Here is an 18455-nt window from a genome sequence, read left to right on the forward strand (position 1 = left end):
TTTAATTTTACATAATGAAAGGATTTTTATATGAACCGTAAATCGTTATTTACTATTTTAGCAGTTGCAATCGTATCATTCTTAGGAACTGTCGATATGAGTATCGTCAATACTGCCCTTCCACAAATATCAAAAGATCTTGCCATTCCAATGAATCAAGCTGAATGGATTTCTTCTGCCTACCTCATTTTAATCTGTATGTCGTTGATTCTTTTTGGTAAGTTAGGTGATCAAACTAGTAAGGTTAAAATCTTTCAACTAGGGACCCTCTTATTTACCGCGAGCTCATTACTATGTGGATTAAGCACCAACTTAGTCGTCTTATTAATTGCCCGTGGACTCCAGGGGCTGGGGGCATCAATGACGATGGCCACTAATCTCGGTATCATTACTAGTTCAGTTCCCTTTGAGATCCGTGGGCGTGCGCTGGGCATCAATACCACGATTGGTCAACTGGGCTACATTGCAGGCCCCGCAGTTGCTGGGTTGATCCTCTCAATTGCCAATTGGAATTGGATCTTTTTATTCAACGTCCCAATTGGAATCATTGCATTTGGGTTCGGGCACTTCGTATACCCTAAGCAAACCAAACATGCCTCTCAAATCAATATTGATTGGCTAGGCTTCACGATTTTAGCCACATTAATTATGATTTTCTTCTTAGCTGTATTCATTGGCCAAGAAAGCGGTTTTAACCAACCCATTATCATCGCAGGCTTTATCACCACCGCCATCTTAATCGCCATTTTTATCTGGGTCGAAAATCACGTTGCCGAACCAATTCTGGCCCTTGAACTATTTAAAAATCCAGGATTTACGATTAGTATTATTTCATTAATGTTCATGTACATTATCATCTACTTTAATAACGTCTTATTACCCTTTTACATCCAAAACACCCTTAAGTTCTCACCATCTAAAATGGGTTTAATTATGAGTATTCTCCCCATTGTCAATGTCTTTACCGCTTATTTAGGGGGCGTTCTATGCGATCGCTATGGTGCCGTGCACATGTCATTTAGAGCATCCATCATTTTCGTAGGCGCAGAAATAATTTTCGCAATTATTCAGCCAGCCTGGTCACTAGCGTTTCTATTGTTTGGATTCATCGTATTCGCAACCGCCAACGGGTTGTTCCAAAACAATCCAATGGTGATGGAACACGCCAGTAAGGATCAACAGGGAATCGCTGGTTCGATTTTAGCCCTCAGTCGAAACATCGGATTTGCGGTCGGACTATCACTAGCTACTTCAATGCTCTATTCTGGAATGAGCCTCAAGGCAAACCACCAAATCACAACATACCCATTTGGTCATGATGACTGGTTCGTTTTCGGCATGCACTTTACGTATTGGATTGCTGCCATTATCATGGGTAGCGTTACTATCATGTTGTGGTGGCTATTGAAGAATAATCGCTCCACAAAATAAAAGAATCCCGAATAAAATAAATCGGGATTCTTTCCATATACTAATATTAATCAGGCAAATTAAAATTACTATCAGAGTGCTTATCACCATCATAGATAATGGTTGGAACACTTGGAACATCAGTTGATTCAATATTTGATTTAACAGCTGCTAAGAATTCAGCATCATTTACTTTTTGAATCGCAAAGTGATCAGTTAGGAATGCTTGCGCATCATCCTTTGGCAACCGATGCCATTCTGGTTGAATGTCAAAAGCCTTTTTAACAAATTCAATTGCTTGATCAGGATTTGAATAATCAATATATTCATGTGCTAAATTACCATCTTGTAAATCTAGCTTATCCTTGTCTAGAAATTTAAAGTGGGCGAGAAGCTTGCCAGATTGAACTTCAGATTGTAATTTATCAAAATTGTTTTCATACCACTTTCTACAGAATGGACATGCCATGTTAGTAATCACCGTTACCTCGTGGGGGGCGTTAACATCTCCAAAAGTAAGCGTATCCTTATCTGATAAATCTAAACTCATATTCTCAACTCCAATTCCTATATTTGCCTATATATTAACATAACTATGATTGTTCCGTAGCTTTAATGCTTGTAATTTGAACATAGATGATACTTAAAATTAAGCCAACCGCAATAAATGGAATAAAGTCAAGTCCTTCATTATATAGTGGGATGGTGTTCAATGCCCAACCATTAATTGCTTGTAATAATGGTAATTTAGCAAAAAATGGTGGTAAGTTATGAATAAAATCTAAAATGGCAGGAATCAATGTAAGGATGATCGTCGTTCTGTAAATAATCTTGTTCTTACCAATCCACTTGTTAAGTAACCCTAAAATAATAATTGCGATTGCAATTGGGTAGATAAAGTTAAGTAGTGGTGATGAGTATAAAATAATTTGTTCAAGTCCAAAGTTAGCAATGATGAACGATCCAAGCGCTGCAATCGTTAAGAAGAAACGGTAGCCGAGCTTTGGAAAACGATCTCCCCAGTCTTGAGCCAGGGATGTAATCAAACCAATTTCAGTGGTAATACATGCTAAGAATGTAAGGGCTGCTAAAATTCCAGCTCCAGCTAGTCCAGTATAGTGGGTCATGATTTGGGTAAACGCAGTTCCACCATCTGCTGCTGGCTTTAAGTATGATAAGCTTGATGCTCCTAATGCAATTAAGAAAATATAGATAAGCCCTTCAAAGCCCATTGTTAAGGCTCCAACCTTAGCAACTGCTTTAGACCGTTGTAATTTATCGGTCAAGCCAAATTGCTTAAGAGCGGCAATAATTGTAACCCCGAACCCAAGTCCAGCAACGGCATCCATTGTATTATAACCTTGTAAGAAGCCATTGATCATGCTAGCTCCGGAGTTGTTAGTGGTTGGTAATAAATTAATGTGACTTAAATCACCCTTGATGAAGAATGCAAGGATGAAAACCCCTGCTAAAATAATAACGAAAATTGGGTTCAAAATTTTTCCAACGTATTCGGTAATTTTCGTTTGGTTATAAGCCAATGCATATGCTAAACCAAAGAAGAAAATTGAAAAGATGAACAAAGCAATGTGCGAATCAGCCTTTGGCAAAAATGGTTGAACCCCCATTGAGAAAGTAACCGTTGCTGTTCTTGGTGATGCAATCAAAACCCCTAGTGACAAGTGAACGATTGCTAGAAAGATCAGCGCGAACCAATGACCAACAGGTTTCCCTAAGTCATATAAACTACTACTTTCAGTATAACTAATTGCTAAAATTGATAATAACGGTAAAACAATTGCTGAAATTAAAAAGCCAAATGCTGCAGGGAGCCAACTGGTACTACTCGCCTGTCCTAAGAAGATTGGGAAAATTAAGTTCCCAGCCCCAAAGAATAACCCAAAAAGTAATGATGCTAAAATAATGTATTGCTTTGCATTTAATTTATCTGTTTTCATATTAATTTCCTCCTCGAATAAAATGCAATGACCAACAAAAAAACGCCCTTAGTAAATATTTACTAAGGACGCTCGAGACGTGGTACCACCTATTTTCCCCACTACCTCACGGTAGTAGGCTCCAAAAGTACTGCTCAAAAAAAAGAGCAAGACTTCATTGCTGTAATGGGCGCACTCCCAATAACCACTAATTAATTCATGGTTATGACTTGTGGATTACTTTTACGATATTCGTCAATCCCCTTTCGCACTTAACAGGGTTCACTTAATTGATTCCAACCGCTACTCTTCCACGCATTGTCTTTTAATCGGTCTTTAATTTATATTTCTAATTATATTTAAAATATTTCAAATGTCAACAACAATTTTTATTTAAATCATTTAAAATGAAATCATAAAAAGATTTAATGTGTGTTACAATGGTGATAATTCAATAATATTAGGTGAGAAAAAAATGAAAAATAATGTCAAAAAATGTTTAGTAGATAACAAGGAATATCTATCAAATGAGGGGCGTTTGCTAAAAGATCTCGACTCAACCATTCTTGGTCATATTAAGCATGATTACACTAAAGCTGGCGATGGTGACTTTATTTGTAATCAGCACTTATTGAAGTACCAAGTTGAAATGGTGAATCAGTTAATTCGCGATGATGAACACCGAAATGAAAAAATCGATCGTAAATTAACTAAAACAATTCGTGATAACGATTATCAAATTAGAGATATTAATAAAGCCCTTAATTCTTCAGAAACATTTGGGCAAAAAGTTGCTGACCAAGTTGCTAAGTTCGGGGGAAGCTGGAGCTTTATCCTAACTTTTATCATCTTTTTACTAAGTTGGATGTTCATCAATGTGTTCCACCTATTTGGGGCTCACTTTGATCCATATCCATTCATCTTACTTAACTTAGCACTAAGTTGTATTTCTGCTATTCAGGCACCAATCATCATGATGAGCCAAAATCGTTCTAGTCACCGTGACCATTTAGGCGCAGATAACGATTACCACGTTAATATCAAGTCAGAAAATGAACTAAGAATCCTGCATGCTAAACTTGATCAATTAAATCAAAATCAAATGCCACATAATTTTGAGATTGAAAAACTGCAATTAGAAATTTTAGGCGAAATCAGGAATGAATTGGACATCATTCACAATGAACGAATCGAATTGCTCAATGAAGAAAAGCGTCAAAATGATCTATTAAATCAAAACACTAATCAAAATAACAATGACCAGGATAAAAAATAAGGATGCAGATTAATCTGCATCCTTTTTTTACCATTTTTGAGCTTTAATGGCGTTAGTCGGACACCAAGGTCCTGACCACCAACCTAGGGGCCCAACATTCTTAATTAAAATCCGACTAAAACCAGCCTGTTTTAAAAAACTACGATATTGATTTGAATTCAATCCCCGCTCAATAATCAATATTCGTCCCCCTTTTTTTATCACTCGTGCTGCTTCTTGAAGGGCCTTCATTTTTTTCACGTGCGGTCTAATATCTTGAAATGTATTATTTACAATTACAAAGTCATATGATTCATTATCATATGGTAGCTCCGTAAAGTTTTCGTTAACTAGTGAAACCATACTACTTTGTTTTAATTTTTGGATGGTTTGATCAATTAAGAGCTCAGAATTACCATTAAGAATTAAAATTAAACTATCAGGTTTAACTTTCAAATCAACGACCTGCTGAGCAAAAATCTCCTTTGCACCTAGCCAAAATGTATTTAAATAAATCAAGGCACTGATCAACATCCCCCAACTAATTAAAATAATCAACAAGCTATCATTAGCAATATAAAAACCAACTATCGAAAATATCAATAGTACTAATGATACGGTTGGTAGATTAACATTAATTGAAACTGAGAATCGTTGATTGCCTTTTTTACGTTCCCTTCTTGATCTAGCCATCTAAATGCTCCTACATTAATTTTTCGTTTGCCATTACATAGTGATGAACCCAGTCAAAGCCATCAACCATTTGTAAGATTCCACTAACAACATCAGATTCGCTAAATTGATCTACATACTTAGTAGCATCATTTAATTCACCGATTTCAATTCCAAATTCACTACTAAGGATATTTTTAGCAAAATTAAGTTTTTCAGTATTTTTGGATAATAAGTTAAAATTAATTGATTTAAGGTATTCAAACTCCTTAAAAGTAAATACACTTTCATCTTCCTCATCACTACCAATAAAAATAGAGCATCCATCAACATCAACTCTAAAATGAGGCATCTCAGGATCAAAAGGATCGATCAAATCATCAGAAATCCGAACTTGACTATGTAATTCTTTACTCTCATTGAGTAGTGCTTTTATGCGATTTAGATCAAAATCAATTTTCATTTATAATTCCTCCAATTCTTATTACTTAAATAATATCATGGTTTAATAATAAAATCAGAAAAAACAAAAAAGTCCGCAAAATTGCGGACTTTTAGGTAAATATTATAAAATTATGGTATAATAATACCGTCTTGGTTTGTCGTAATAACTAATCATCTGTATAAATAACTTAATTACTGCCCCCAAAAGCAAGTTAATTGGTTTTCAGAACTATAATCAAGATAATAATACTAATTACCATTGCCCTGGTAATTAGTTTTTTTATTTAATAAATCATCATAGTTATATATAACCATACTTTGATATATTTTTCAAGCAAAAGATTAATCAATTTGTTCTTCAATATGATTATGAAGAACTTGGAGCAGTTCTTTGACATGATTATCAGTTAATTGATAAACCTTTTCCTTACCGTTTTGCTTACTGGTAATCAACTGTGAATCAAATAAAATTCTCAAGTGTCTAGAAACAGCTGGTTGCGAAATATTCACTTGATTAACTAAATTCGTAACGTTACTTTTTCCGTGTTCAGATAGATAATATAAAATTTGAATTCGAACAGGATGATTTAACGCCCGAGTGATTCGATATAATTTCTGATTATAATCGTTATCCACTCTACAACCCTCTTTCAATAATATTAATAATATCATTTTAGCATATAAATGAAAAAGAGACCGATTTATTGGTCTCTTTATTATTAATTTTAAAATATTTTATTACAAAATCTAAAAATAAACTAAGACATATTATTAAATAACAGTCATTGCACGACTACCACGTTTAGAAGTATGCCAAATTTTTAGAAAATCACTAGTTGAAGTCCAAAATACCTTGTTTGGTGAATTCTTTCTCATGTAAGGATCTGCGATTAAGAATTTACCTGGTTTGTAACCCAGAATCACTAATACGTGATCGGACTTAGAATTAACGATCATTCTCCAAGAACCTTCGAACACGACCGGATTGCCCCGCTTAACATTGGAAATAATATTGCTTAAGCTGGTATTCGTGATGTCTTTTGATCCACTAGCATATCTTTTAGCAAAATTAGCTAATGCATTAGGGTAAATAGTTGCTCCAGCACCCTTAGTAAATGGATCGTTTTTATAACCTTTGTTAGGGTCAGAACTTCTTGGAATTAAGTTAATGAATTTATCTAGTGGGATGTTAAGTGCTTCACCCTTGGTACTTAATGCCATCTTCAAAGCTGCCGCTTCACATCCACTTGGTGCATAAATGGGGTAAAGCTGACTAGTATATACATATGGCATTTCATAATCATCAGTGTAGCTTAAGTAACTCTTGTAAATCCAACCCAAATCTTGACCTTGATAAGTAATATGGTAATAGAGACTTCCATCAGAACCACTGGCTGTTTGAATGATTTTAATCAATTTACCCTTCAAATTAGTAGTTCGATTGCTTACCTTACTTGAAGATGTGTATGGTGTGTCCCAAATTTTAACAGAATCATTATTAATAACTCTCATTACATAGTTATTAACTGTCTTAACCGTGTAAGTTACTTTATTACTGTTACTGCTTGAAGAGGTACTACTAGATGAAGAACTAGTGCTGCTAGCCTGCGAACTAGATGAAGTAGAACTAGCTGAACTAAAACTGGCACTGCTAGCTGCACTACTTGATCCACTACTACTGGAGCTACTTGAACTAGAAATAACACTTGAGGCAGCGCTACTTCCCGAAGTAGTATTATCTGCGTTAGTTTTTAAGGGAGCAGATAGCGTCATAAAACTTAGCATCCCTGAGAAAAGCAATGAACCAATTATCTTTTTGGTCTTATTTTTCATAACTTTAAACCCTTTCCTTAATAATTAATATCTTTATTATACTAATAACAAGTAAGTAAGTCTGGTAATTAACTTTTTCTTAACGTAAATGATATAAACCCTTAACATTTGAAAAATTCCGTTTCTCAATAAGAGTAAATAACTTTTATTATATTTTACTCTAAACAATCGCTTAAGCAAGCCTTTAGTTTTGAGCATATTGGTTAAAACTAATTCAACTTCAGCGTATAATTGAGAATTGAAATTAATGATTACAAGAGGGTATAATTATGAAAAATGAAAGCATTCGATCAATCTTTTCATTCAAGATGCTAATTAAATTGGTTTTAATTATTATTGTATTATTTGCAACGAGGATCGGTTATGATGCTGTTTCACAGGCACTTTCACAAAATTATCAGGATAATAATTCAACTGTTAATAAAATATTGCCACCATTACTCAAGAAGCAAAAGGATCTCTCTAAGGCTTTAACTGCTGCAAAACACGATAAAATCATTGTTAATTATCACTACAAGCAAGTATTTAATAAGAAAAATTCGAAAGATGCGACCCTTCGTAAATGGATTAATAAAAAGCAAAAAGTGGAAGATCAAACTAGTGACTTAAATACTGCTATTCAGGAAAATAATAAAAAAGTTAATCATTACCAAAATGCTTACATTTCTAAGGAAAATGTTCATAATGCAACCTTTAACTTAAAATCAATTGCTATTGTCATCGTTTCGATTGTTGTTTTCTTCATAATTAGTTTTTAAAATTTAAATGTTAATATCGGAAGCTAAAATAATTAAAGGGGTTTTAAAAATGAAAAAAATATTTGTCAAAACTATATTGACATCCGTATTATTGACTGGCGCATTTAGTTTTTTCGTATCACCAACGATCAACGGACGTGCTGATGCAACCGCCAAAGTTACTAATAATGCTGGAGTTAAAAACAAAAAGTATTTTAACTACCAAGTTAACCAATACATGAAACTATTGAATCAATCTACTAAGACTAGCTTAATAAATGAACTAATTAAAGATGGTAGACCTAGCTCTTTAAGTGATCTAGGGAGTCAACTTAGTGTGTATTCTGATCGTGATGCTGCTAAATCAACAAATGATGCTAGGGCAAATGCTATGTTTTACCTTAGATTTAACCGTATTTTCTATAAAAACATTAATCATAGTTTCCAGTGTGACGATGGAAATAAGCTTTCCGATAATTTAAGAAAAATTAGAGGAAACGTTAATGCTCAAAAAGATCTTACAAACGTTTCAATAATTGGAATGGGGATTGGCGATTCGCTAGATTTTGGTAATCGGCCTAGTTCCACCATTGCTAAATAAAAAAGATGATGACCATAATGGTCATCATCTTTTTTTATTTAATATCATCAGTTGCCCAATGGTTAATTGGACCATATTTATGACCTACTAAAATTTCATTTTGAATCGCACGATCAACATATGCTTTAGCAATGCGAATCGCATCTTCGATCGCAGTCCCCTTAGCCAATTCTGCAGTAATTCCAGCAGAAAGGGTATCACCAGTTCCATTCTTACGATCAGTAGAAAAGTACTTCCCTGTAAGCCAGAAATGGCTACCATCTTCTAATAATACTAAGTCAGTAACTTCATCTTGATCGTCACTATCATGACGTCCCTTTACCATTACGTTCTTAGCACCCATTTCACGAAGCTTTTTAGCAGCAGTTAGCATGTCGTCCTTACTGTTAATTTCCATTTCAGCTAACTTTTGGGCTTCATAAAAGTTAGGAGTGATTATTGTTGCCAATGGAATCAGTTTTTCTTTTAAAGTATCGAATGCTTCTTGTTCTAAAAGCATTGCGCCATGCTTAGTAATGATTACTGGATCAACAACCAGTGGTCCAAAATCATACTTAGTATAATTTTCAACCACCGTGTTGATTAATTCACTATCACTCAGCATCCCTGTTTTTGATGCTCGAATTTGGTAATCATCAGCCAAATCTTTAAATTCATTCGCAATAAATGAAGTTGGCATTGTAACACTATCATGAATTCCATAAGAGTTTCCTGCAACACATGCTGTAATCACAGACGTTCCATGTACCTTTAAAGCTTGAAAAGTGTGTAAATCTGCTTGCATTCCGGCACTTCCATCACTGTCTGAACCAGCAATAGTTAAAGCTTGTGGATATTGATTCATAATTAAAACACCCCTATCATTAAATTATTAACATTATATGCTAATTAAATGTTTTAAACAACTATAAATACGAACAATCGTCTCATTTATAAACTAATTTTATATTTTAGTTCGTAAAATATAATCTTAAGATTCTAAATTAATAATAAAAACAGGGGTAAAACTGATGAATAGATCAGTTTTATCCCCGCTTTTTATTTTAAGCCCCCGATTAATTAGTAATTAATTGATCCTCAATATCCTGACAGCTAGCATTTCCATGAAAAATGGAATTATTTATGACTGACTCAAGATCTTGATTAGAATTAATTGCATCGGTTAGCAAACAACCATTAACGTAATTTCGATACTTAGCAGGCTTAAAATGGCCGCCTAAGTTATCAGAATAGTAACGGTCAACCATTTGGAAAAATGGTTCATTCAAGTCGAAAATGATTATTCGACGGTCAGTAAAATATTGATCGAACAAATCAAGCAAGCCTTTTCGAATTCCAGATTCATTGTTGATATCACTGTGCGCGTACCTTGCTGCAACATCTTCTAAAAAATACTGAGTGCCAACCACTCGATATCCACTATCAAAATCATTGATCATTGTCATGAACATTCCCAAATACTTTGATGAATAAACGTTTTTAGATAAACCGGAACGTACGTCCGCACTAACATCAACACAATCTTCAAAAGCAGCTAAGATTGATTTTGTCATTCTAATCATCCTCTCTATCCATAGCCATTCAAGATGGCTAACTAACAAATCAGCAAACTATCGATAGAAACAATCTGGTACCGCTAATAATATAACATAAAACGAGGCACAATATAAGGTATATCATAATATTTTTTTAGGTTTGCCTAATAAAAATGAAATAAAAAGAATGACCTTTCCCAGTCATTCCTTACTGAATTGCAACAGCATATTTTTTATATTGATATGAGCGTTCAAATAAATTAGCCTTAACCCAATATTTGCCACGATTTGGATCAGATACATGATAGTACCCTTTTTCATATCCATCCAACAATACTACGTGACTGTTTGTAATTCCAGTTCCCCAAAAGTACTTCTGAAACTTAGGTTTCAAATAGTAACTAACAATGTAGGTTACGACTGGATTGCCAATTTTGACCTGATGCTTAAGTTCATTTATAGAAGCACCACTAATATCTTTTACGGAATGGTACCGATTCCCCCACTTAGCAAGTGCTTTGGGAAAGATTGATTGAAAAATGCTGGATTGCAGCTTGATATATGGTGATCCTGCATATCCATTATAAGGATTATTGTCCTTACTTCTTGGCATTTGCTTCAAAAAAGTTCGTAAATCTGTTTTTAAAAGGACGCCCTTGGATTGCAATCCAGCTAACAAACTAGCTGCCTCACATCCATTCCATGCCTTAATCGCCTTTTGACTGATATATGGAGCATTTAATTGAACAGAGTTGGCATTAATTTCAAATGGTTCGTTGACATAAGTTCCTGGAATTTGGCCCTTGCTTTTAATTGAGATGGTTTTAGTTATTGCAATGACAGTAATTAACACTAATCCGAATGTAATTAATAGTTTTTGCTTTTTTTTCAAAATAAACGCCTACCTAATAGATTATTGAACGATGTATTTCCTATACTACTCCAAGTAATATCAGGAATCTATTTATTGGCAATTATTTTATCATAAAAAATAACGATCCCAAATTAATAGGAATCGTTATTAATCAAACTATTATTGAACTGAATCAGTTAAGAGCTGCTTTTTTAATGCTTCAGCACTAATAAAATCATTAGTAAAGATACCAGCCACTCCTGCTTTAAACAATTTAGCTTGTTCAGCGGCATCATCAATCGTCCAAATTCTTTCATGTTTCTCAAGCCCTGGAATGTAATAACCGGGGTGCAAACCATTCAAATGTTCCTTTTTCATGGTAAGTTGCGGATCACTCAACTTCTTTTCAAATAAAAAGTTATAGTCTTGGTCTTCGTCTAACATTCTAGCAATACGAAGACTATCAATATTAAAGGACGAATAGATGACGTGGTGCTTAAGTTTCGCTGCATTCATCTTTTGTAAAACAATCTTTTCAATCCCCAGGTAATGAATCTTATTGGTTTTAAACTCTAGATTCAACCAGATATCCTTATTTTCAACTAATTCAATAAATTCATCTAGGGTTGGCACCTTTTCACCATTTGCAAGCTTAAATTGACTTAATTCTTCATAGGTATATGAATTGATCAATCCACTACCGTCAGTTGTTCGATCAATTTTTTCATCATGCATGATGACCGGAACATTATCCTTAGTTAAATGGATATCAAACTCTAAACCAGCCGCACCGTTTTCTAAACAGTACTTAAAGCCACTTAATGAGTTTTCAGGTTCTTGAACTGGAATTCCACGATGGGCAAAAACCATTGTTTTCATCTAAATTCCCTCTTTACTATTTATTAGTGTAGCCGTTAGCCTTATTATGCTGTGCTAAATATGAATTAAATTGGTTTTCAGCATCTTTCAATGCATCATTAACATTTCGGCCAGCATAAATTTGTTGCATTGCGTTTTGCGTAATGGTCCGCATTTGAACTAACCCTTCCATTAAAATTCCTGAGTTAGTAGCGTTAGGCTTAGTTCTGGCAAGTTGGTTGCTTGGAACTTGTGATTCAGGACGTTGCTTATAAAGTTCCTTCAACACTGGTTCATTTTGTGAATCCTTGTTAAGGGCAATGTAACCAGTTGCTTTTTGCCAGTCAGCTTGATTTTCAGGTTCCATTAGATATTTAATGAATTCCCATGCTCCCTGTTGGGTAGTAGAATCCTTATCATTTGAAATCCAAATCGAAGCACCACCAATTGCAACCCCATTCGCCTTTTGGCCATTTGGTCTTGGGTAGTATGTTACACCTAAATCACCAGGTTTGGAAGCAGATTGTAATTGACCCATTGATGCAGAAGATTGTAGCATAATGCCAAGCTTTCCTGAAAGGAATGAAGCAATTTCGTTTGAAGCTGAGGTACTTCCTGAGCCAAAGCTAATGAATGAACCGTTTTTATTCATACTTTGAAGCCAGTTCATTGCATTAACGGTCGCTTGGTTCGTAAAGTTTACCTTGGTTGGGAAACCAGTATGACCATCTTCTTCATTGGCAAGGGATTGACCACTATTAGCCATGAATTCTTCAAAGTACCAACCATAAGCATCTACGGTTGCCCCTTTAACGGCCCCCTTAGATTTTTCAGTAAGTTCTTTAGCCGCTTTTTCAATATCATCGTAAGAAGGATCAACTGGTAAGTCTTTTACCCCATACTTACGAAAAACTGCCTTATTATAGAATAACGTTGGTTGTGAAGTATTGAATGGCATTGATAATTGTTCGCCACCCTTACTGTAAAAAGCACGTGCAGCGGGCATAATCTTGCTCATATCATACTTATCTTGATCAATAAACTTTTGAACTGGCGTCGTGATGTTTGCATTTCTCATTTGACCAGTTGAAACGTCCATTGATTGGAAGATTGCAGGTGAAGCATTCGTACCGTGAGTTTGTAATACCTTTTGAATCGCTTGGTTATAACTTCCTTCATACTCAGGGATAACTTCATACTTGGTTTGCTTTTTGTTAAAATTATCGGCAAATTGTTGAATTTGAGCTGCACCAGCTCCAGTCATTTCGTGCCAGAAAATAATCTTGGTTCTATTTCCAGATTGAGCAGACTCATCTGCACTTGAATTGGAACTAGCCATTACTCCGAAGATGGATAGTAAAATAACTCCAATAACTCCTATGATCCATAACCGCTTTTTCATGTTAATCCTCCTTATTTTACAGATCCATCGTTTAAGCCAGACTTAAAGAAATGTTGACCAGCAAATAGGATAATAAGTGTAGGAATAACTACGATAACGGCACTAGCCATGATCATTCCCCAGTTATTAAATGTTTCAGTGGATTGCATTTGTCTCAAACCAGCTTGAACGGTTCTGTATTTATCACTAAAAGTGGTTAACATTGGCCATAGATATTCATTCCAACTCGATAAGAAGCTATAAGCTGCCAGGGTTAATAATGAAATCTTAGAGTATGGTAATACAACGTGCCAGTAGTATTGAAGGTGTGATAAGCCTTCAATATCTGATTCTTCCTTTAAATCCTTAGGCATTTGGAGGAATGCTTGTCTTAACATAAAGGTCCCAAATGCTGATGTCAAAAATGGAATGATCATTACTGAGTAAGTGTTCAATAGGTTCATTGACTTAACAGTCATGAAATTGGGAATTACTTCAGCTTCAAACGGTAGCATCATGGTTGCTAAGAAAACAAAGAAAAGGAAGTTCCGACCTTTGAATTTAAGAAACACAAATGCGTATGCAGCTAGTGAACAGAAGAAGACTTCGCCAATTGTTCTAATTACTGAAACAACAAAACTATTTAATAGGTATCTAAGCACTGGAGTTGTATTAATCGCAGTAGCGTAGTTATCAAAAGTTAATTTACCAGCTAATGACCCCTTTGTAATACTATCAGTAGGTAGAAAACTAGTCCAAAGGCCTAATAGAAATGGCCCAATCACGATCAAAGCTAAAATAATCAAAAGTAAATATTGAAAAACATTACTAATCTTAAATTTGCGTTTACTGTCTGTTTGACTATTATTTGCAACATCCATTAGTAGTTCACCCGCTTTTCTAAGACTTTAAATTGAATAATGGTCATAACCGCAATGATAATGGTCAATACGATTGATTCAGTACTTGCTTGGCTATAGTTACCATTTAAGAATGCATCTTGATAGATTCTATAAACCAAAAGGTTAGTGGCGTTATTAGGTCCCCCGGCCGTCATTAAATCAATCAACCCAAAACTCTTGAAAGCCCCGATCAACGTAACGATCCCGACGAAAAAGAGTGATGGTGAAATCATTGGAATGGTAATTTTAAATAATTGGTATGGCTTAGACGCCCCTTCGATATCTGCAGCATCGTAAAGTGATTGAGGAACCGCTTGTAAAGCTCCAAATAAAACTAAGAACGTAAATCCAAGGTTCATCCAAACGGTAGAAACAATAACGGTAATCATTGCTAGGTTAGGATCTGTCATCCAATTTAGTTGTGGTAAATGTACCAACCCTGCAAATTGATTTAGCAATCCACTTGTGGGGTTGAAAACAAATAGGAAGAAGATCGCTGCAACGGAAACTGAAACCCCCATCGTTGATGAGAAAATCGTTCTAAAGAACTGAATCCCACGAAGCTTTTGATTTGCAAAAACTGCTAATGCTAAACCAAAAACAATGGTCAAAATCATGACAGCAATCACGTAAACAAAGGTTGATAACAAACTAGAAATGAATGATGCTGATTTCAGTAGTGAGATGTAATTATTCAACCCCACAAAGATAGTCGTTTGCCCAAAGTTATTAGTCAAGAACAAACTCATATATAAGGTCTTGAGCATTGGATAAAAAACAAATACCCCTAGCAATAAGATCGAAGGCCCCAAGAATAAGATGGCATATAAAGCATCACTGTGCTTTTTTAATGCTTTTTTAGTAGTTGAAGTTTCGGAAGTCTTAGAATTATTAACTTCATCATCATTATTAAAATTATTTCCTTCAAACGACTTAAGCATTTAATAAAACTCCCTTCTTAACGCTCACTAAGCTGCGATCATCAGCATCGAAAACGAAGTATCCATTTGCACCTTCGATTTGAATAAATTGTTGTGGGCGAATATCAACTTGACCGTTTAAAACGATTCTAATTTCTTGTTGGTTCCCCAATAATGCTTCGACCATGGTCCGATCACCAAGTTGTGATACATTGACTACTTGTGCGTTTCCATTGTTAACATCAATTTTGATATTAACTTGGTTAGGTCTGATTCCAACCTTGTACTTGTGGCCTTCGATTAATGAATCATCAGTATCCAAAATGAAGTCTTCATCCATCTTAAGGGAACCCTTTTCATAAGTAGCACTAATTAAGTTAATTTGTGGCGTTCCAAAGAATGAAGCAACGAATTCATTTGCTGGTTGTTGGTACACACCTAGTGGTGTATCGATTTGTTGAACATGGTGGTTGTTAAGAACCATTACATGATCAGCCATCGTCATTGCTTCCACTTGATCATGGGTAACGTAAATCACAGTTAAACCTAATTTCCGTTGTAGTTCTTTCAATTCAATTCTCATCTTAGCTCTTAATTGGGCATCAAGGTTTGATAGTGGTTCATCCATCAAACAAATTTTAGATTCATTGGCAATTGCACGTGCTAATGCTACCCGTTGTCTTTGACCACCTGATAGATCCTTTGGCTTACGATCCTTGTAGTCATTAAGGTTGACTAATGATAATGCTTTTTCAACACGTTTTTTAATTTCTTCTTTTGGTTGCTTACGTGCCTTCAAGCCAAACGCAACGTTATCAAAAACAGATAAAAATGGGTATAAAGCATAGCTTTGAAATACCATTGATAATTTCCGATCCTTTGGTTCTAAGTCGTTTGCGACTTCACCGTTTAAATACAGGCTTCCTGAAGTGATGGGAATAATTCCCGCAATCATTCTAAGTAATGTACTTTTCCCACAACCTGATGGTCCAACGATTGCAAAAAATTCATTATCTTCGATGTGCGCAGAAACATTTTCTAAAACTGGTGTATCTGATCCTTCGTATTTCTTTTCAAGATGCTTTAGTTGAATTGACAATATTCTCACCTATCCTTATGGAATTGTTAAATTCATTAACTTTTCTTAACGATTTCAAGAATAACATTCTAATTTAGATAAGTTGTAAAACAAATGTGTTTTTTTTGTAAAAATAAATGCGCAAAAATTAATTTTAGAACCAATTATGTAAATTTTTGGTAAAAGAACGGCTAATTATTATTAATATAATAGTTTAAATTAAGTATTGTTTATTTAATAAATTGATCCAAATTTGTACTACAGTGTTAGCAATTGTTTAAATAATATTAAAAATAATTATATCTTTTAAATTATAATAATAGTATAATTAGTATTGTATTGATCAATACATACTAATTATGAAAAATGGAGGAACACAGGGATTGAATAATAATGTCAAAAAAATAATTACATTGTTAGCAACAACCACTGCATTCTTAATGTTTGGAGGCACTTTAAATAGTAACGGTGATTCCGTTAATGCTGCAACCCATAAAAACAGTAAGAAAGAACCTAAAAAATCAGCTAAAAAAGCTGTTAAAAAAAATCATAAGCAAAAGAAGGTAAAAAAAGCCCGACCTAACCACCCCAATATCAAACTTTTGAAGGGACCTAAGGGAGATACAGGTAAACAAGGCGCTAAGGGTAACACTGGTGCGACTGGTCAACAGGGGCCTAAGGGTGATACTGGGGCTACTGGACTACAGGGGCCTAAGGGTGACACTGGTACTGCTGGACTACAAGGCCCTAAGGGGGACATCGGTGCAACTGGTCTACAAGGTCCTAAGGGGGACACCGGTGCTGCTGGGACGAGTACTCCAGGAGTAAAGGGAGATACTGGAGCAAATGGAGCAAAGGGTGACACTGGTGCTCAAGGCCCAAAGGGTGATACTGGTCAAAATGGTAAAGATGCCCTATCTGATGTTTACTACAAATTAACTGATTACGGCGTTAAAAGCGGCGATACCAATACTGATTCTGGAGCAATCATTAACAAGATTATTTCCCAGATGCCATCTTCTGGTGGAACCATTTTAATTCCAAATGGTGACTTTTATCTTAAAACACCAGTAGTTATTGATAGTAACCATGTTCGCATCAAAGGAATCAATGCGGGATTACGTTCTAATGTTGATTCTCAAAACGGTACGTTGGTTACAGGGGGTGGTAGTCGATTAATCATCGCTGATGGTAACACGACGGGGATTCAAATTGGGGTTGCTAACAAGTCACCTCGAATAAGCGGAATCGAAATTGACCATCTCAATATGATCGGTAGTAATAATCCTAACAGCATTCAAACGCTAATAAGCGGTCCACAAGATTCTGATGGGTTAAAAATTCATGATATAGCAATGAAAAACGCTACCTACGGAATTACCTTAAGTGGTGCCGATACTCCAGATATCAGAGATAACTGGATTTCAGAGTTGACCAATGGTGTCCAATTGCTAGGAGCGTCACAGCAAGCTAAAATTGTTAATAACTTTATCGGTGCTCAACCTGGTGGTATTTCTGTTAAATTAGACAATCCATATGCTGCAAATATCTCCAATAACAACATTTATCCAGATGGATTCACCAATGTTGAAGTTAATAACGGTGATCATGTTATGATTTCAAACAATAACATTCAATCATACTATAGTCGGGCAATCTATATTACTGGGAACTATAACACCCTATCTAATAACTCGATTTATATTCGTGGTGATAAGGACAATCCAAAGGGCTTTGATAAAAAAATCGGGGATGTTTACATCTCAGGAAATAATAATGTCCTTCAAGGAAATCACCTCACTTCAGAACAAGAATCTGAGGCCACCCGTGAGTTAATTATGGGGGGCAATAATAACACGATTAAATTAGATACAATTGACGGAGCTACATCAAACTCCAAGGTTGTTATCAACGGAAATGCAAGTAATAACAAGGTGCTATATTCAATTAACAATGATGAATTTCAAAATGGTAATAACCCTACCAACGTCAATATTCCAATTGGCAATTAATGGTAGACACCAAATTAAATAGCATCA

19 protein-coding genes are annotated in these 18455 nt (G+C 35.1%); 5 read left to right on the plus strand and 14 right to left on the minus strand.

What is annotated here, in order from left to right; genetic code table 11:
• Positions 1-30 precede the first annotated feature (30 nt).
• Positions 31-1431: an MFS transporter gene (locus tag ACSVI6_RS07145; RefSeq protein ID WP_491717449.1), complete on the plus strand. Its 1401-nt coding sequence runs from the start codon at positions 31-33 to the stop codon at positions 1429-1431.
• A 46-nt stretch (positions 1432-1477) separates the two neighbouring features.
• On the opposite strand, the gene ACSVI6_RS07150 is transcribed toward ACSVI6_RS07145, so the two are convergent.
• Entirely contained in the window at positions 1478-1960 is a 483-nt protein-coding gene (locus tag ACSVI6_RS07150) for a thioredoxin domain-containing protein (protein WP_491717450.1), read from the minus strand.
• Between the two features lie 43 nt (positions 1961-2003).
• Positions 2004-3368 carry a branched-chain amino acid transport system II carrier protein gene (brnQ, locus tag ACSVI6_RS07155; protein ID WP_491717451.1) on the minus strand — a complete coding sequence of 455 codons (1365 nt, stop codon included), beginning with the start codon at positions 3366-3368 and terminating at the stop codon, positions 2004-2006.
• A 454-nt stretch (positions 3369-3822) separates the two neighbouring features.
• Here brnQ and ACSVI6_RS07160 point away from each other — a divergent pair, with 454 nt between their 5' ends.
• The gene (locus ACSVI6_RS07160; protein ID WP_491720988.1) at positions 3823-4623 is read left to right on the plus strand and encodes a DUF1003 domain-containing protein; all 801 of its coding nucleotides are present in this window, start codon (positions 3823-3825) and stop codon (positions 4621-4623) included.
• Positions 4624-4650: 27 nt separating this feature from the next.
• On the opposite strand, the gene ACSVI6_RS07165 is transcribed toward ACSVI6_RS07160, so the two are convergent.
• From ACSVI6_RS07165 to ACSVI6_RS07180, 4 genes are all read right to left on the minus strand, one after another.
• A complete protein-coding gene (locus ACSVI6_RS07165) occupies positions 4651-5295 on the minus strand; it encodes a class I SAM-dependent methyltransferase (protein ID WP_491720989.1) in 645 nt (214 codons plus the stop codon).
• 10 nt (positions 5296-5305) lie between these two features.
• Positions 5306-5737 (minus strand): hypothetical protein, encoded by a 432-nt coding sequence (locus ACSVI6_RS07170; RefSeq protein ID WP_491720990.1) that lies wholly within the window; start codon positions 5735-5737, stop codon positions 5306-5308.
• Positions 5738-6060: 323 nt separating this feature from the next.
• The gene (locus ACSVI6_RS07175; protein WP_491717455.1) at positions 6061-6354 is read right to left on the minus strand and encodes an ArsR/SmtB family transcription factor; all 294 of its coding nucleotides are present in this window, start codon (positions 6352-6354) and stop codon (positions 6061-6063) included.
• A 135-nt stretch (positions 6355-6489) separates the two neighbouring features.
• Positions 6490-7551 carry a C39 family peptidase gene (locus ACSVI6_RS07180; protein ID WP_491720991.1) on the minus strand — a complete coding sequence of 354 codons (1062 nt, stop codon included), beginning with the start codon at positions 7549-7551 and terminating at the stop codon, positions 6490-6492.
• A gap of 269 nt (positions 7552-7820) precedes the next feature.
• Here ACSVI6_RS07180 and ACSVI6_RS07185 point away from each other — a divergent pair, with 269 nt between their 5' ends.
• Complete coding sequence (locus tag ACSVI6_RS07185; RefSeq protein ID WP_491720992.1) at positions 7821-8309, plus strand: hypothetical protein; 489 nt, start codon at positions 7821-7823, stop codon at positions 8307-8309.
• A 49-nt stretch (positions 8310-8358) separates the two neighbouring features.
• On the plus strand, positions 8359-8889 hold the full coding sequence (locus ACSVI6_RS07190; RefSeq protein WP_491717458.1) for a hypothetical protein: 531 nt from the start codon (positions 8359-8361) through the stop codon (positions 8887-8889).
• A gap of 34 nt (positions 8890-8923) precedes the next feature.
• Here the strand turns inward: ACSVI6_RS07190 and thiD are convergent, their stop codons facing one another.
• The 8 genes from thiD to ACSVI6_RS07230 all read right to left on the minus strand — a co-directional run bounded on the left by thiD (position 8924) and on the right by ACSVI6_RS07230 (position 16437).
• Complete coding sequence (thiD, locus tag ACSVI6_RS07195; protein ID WP_491717671.1) at positions 8924-9736, minus strand: bifunctional hydroxymethylpyrimidine kinase/phosphomethylpyrimidine kinase; 813 nt, start codon at positions 9734-9736, stop codon at positions 8924-8926.
• Positions 9737-9944: 208 nt separating this feature from the next.
• The gene (locus ACSVI6_RS07200; RefSeq protein WP_491717459.1) at positions 9945-10442 is read right to left on the minus strand and encodes a hypothetical protein; all 498 of its coding nucleotides are present in this window, start codon (positions 10440-10442) and stop codon (positions 9945-9947) included.
• A gap of 190 nt (positions 10443-10632) precedes the next feature.
• Positions 10633-11316, minus strand: a complete 684-nt coding sequence (locus ACSVI6_RS07205) for a C39 family peptidase (RefSeq protein WP_491717460.1) — start codon at positions 11314-11316, stop codon at positions 10633-10635.
• 141 nt (positions 11317-11457) lie between these two features.
• Entirely contained in the window at positions 11458-12156 is a 699-nt protein-coding gene (locus ACSVI6_RS07210; RefSeq protein ID WP_491717461.1) for a glycerophosphodiester phosphodiesterase family protein, read from the minus strand.
• Between the two features lie 16 nt (positions 12157-12172).
• The gene (locus tag ACSVI6_RS07215) at positions 12173-13537 is read right to left on the minus strand and encodes an ABC transporter substrate-binding protein (protein ID WP_491720993.1); all 1365 of its coding nucleotides are present in this window, start codon (positions 13535-13537) and stop codon (positions 12173-12175) included.
• A gap of 11 nt (positions 13538-13548) precedes the next feature.
• The gene (locus ACSVI6_RS07220) at positions 13549-14397 is read right to left on the minus strand and encodes a carbohydrate ABC transporter permease (protein WP_491717463.1); all 849 of its coding nucleotides are present in this window, start codon (positions 14395-14397) and stop codon (positions 13549-13551) included.
• Positions 14397-15359, minus strand: coding sequence for a carbohydrate ABC transporter permease (locus ACSVI6_RS07225; RefSeq protein ID WP_491717464.1), 963 nt, complete (start codon positions 15357-15359; stop codon positions 14397-14399). Before ACSVI6_RS07225 ends, ACSVI6_RS07220 begins: the two co-directional genes overlap by 1 nt.
• Positions 15352-16437, minus strand: coding sequence for an ABC transporter ATP-binding protein (locus tag ACSVI6_RS07230; RefSeq protein WP_491717465.1), 1086 nt, complete (start codon positions 16435-16437; stop codon positions 15352-15354). The genes ACSVI6_RS07225 and ACSVI6_RS07230 overlap by 8 nt, the downstream gene beginning before the upstream one ends.
• 362 nt (positions 16438-16799) lie before the next feature.
• Here ACSVI6_RS07230 and ACSVI6_RS07235 point away from each other — a divergent pair, with 362 nt between their 5' ends.
• Entirely contained in the window at positions 16800-18428 is a 1629-nt protein-coding gene (locus ACSVI6_RS07235; protein WP_491720994.1) for a NosD domain-containing protein, read from the plus strand.
• Positions 18429-18455: the final 27 nt, after the last annotated feature.

The sequence above is a fragment of the Nicoliella sp. ESL1106 genome (assembly GCF_058509965.1).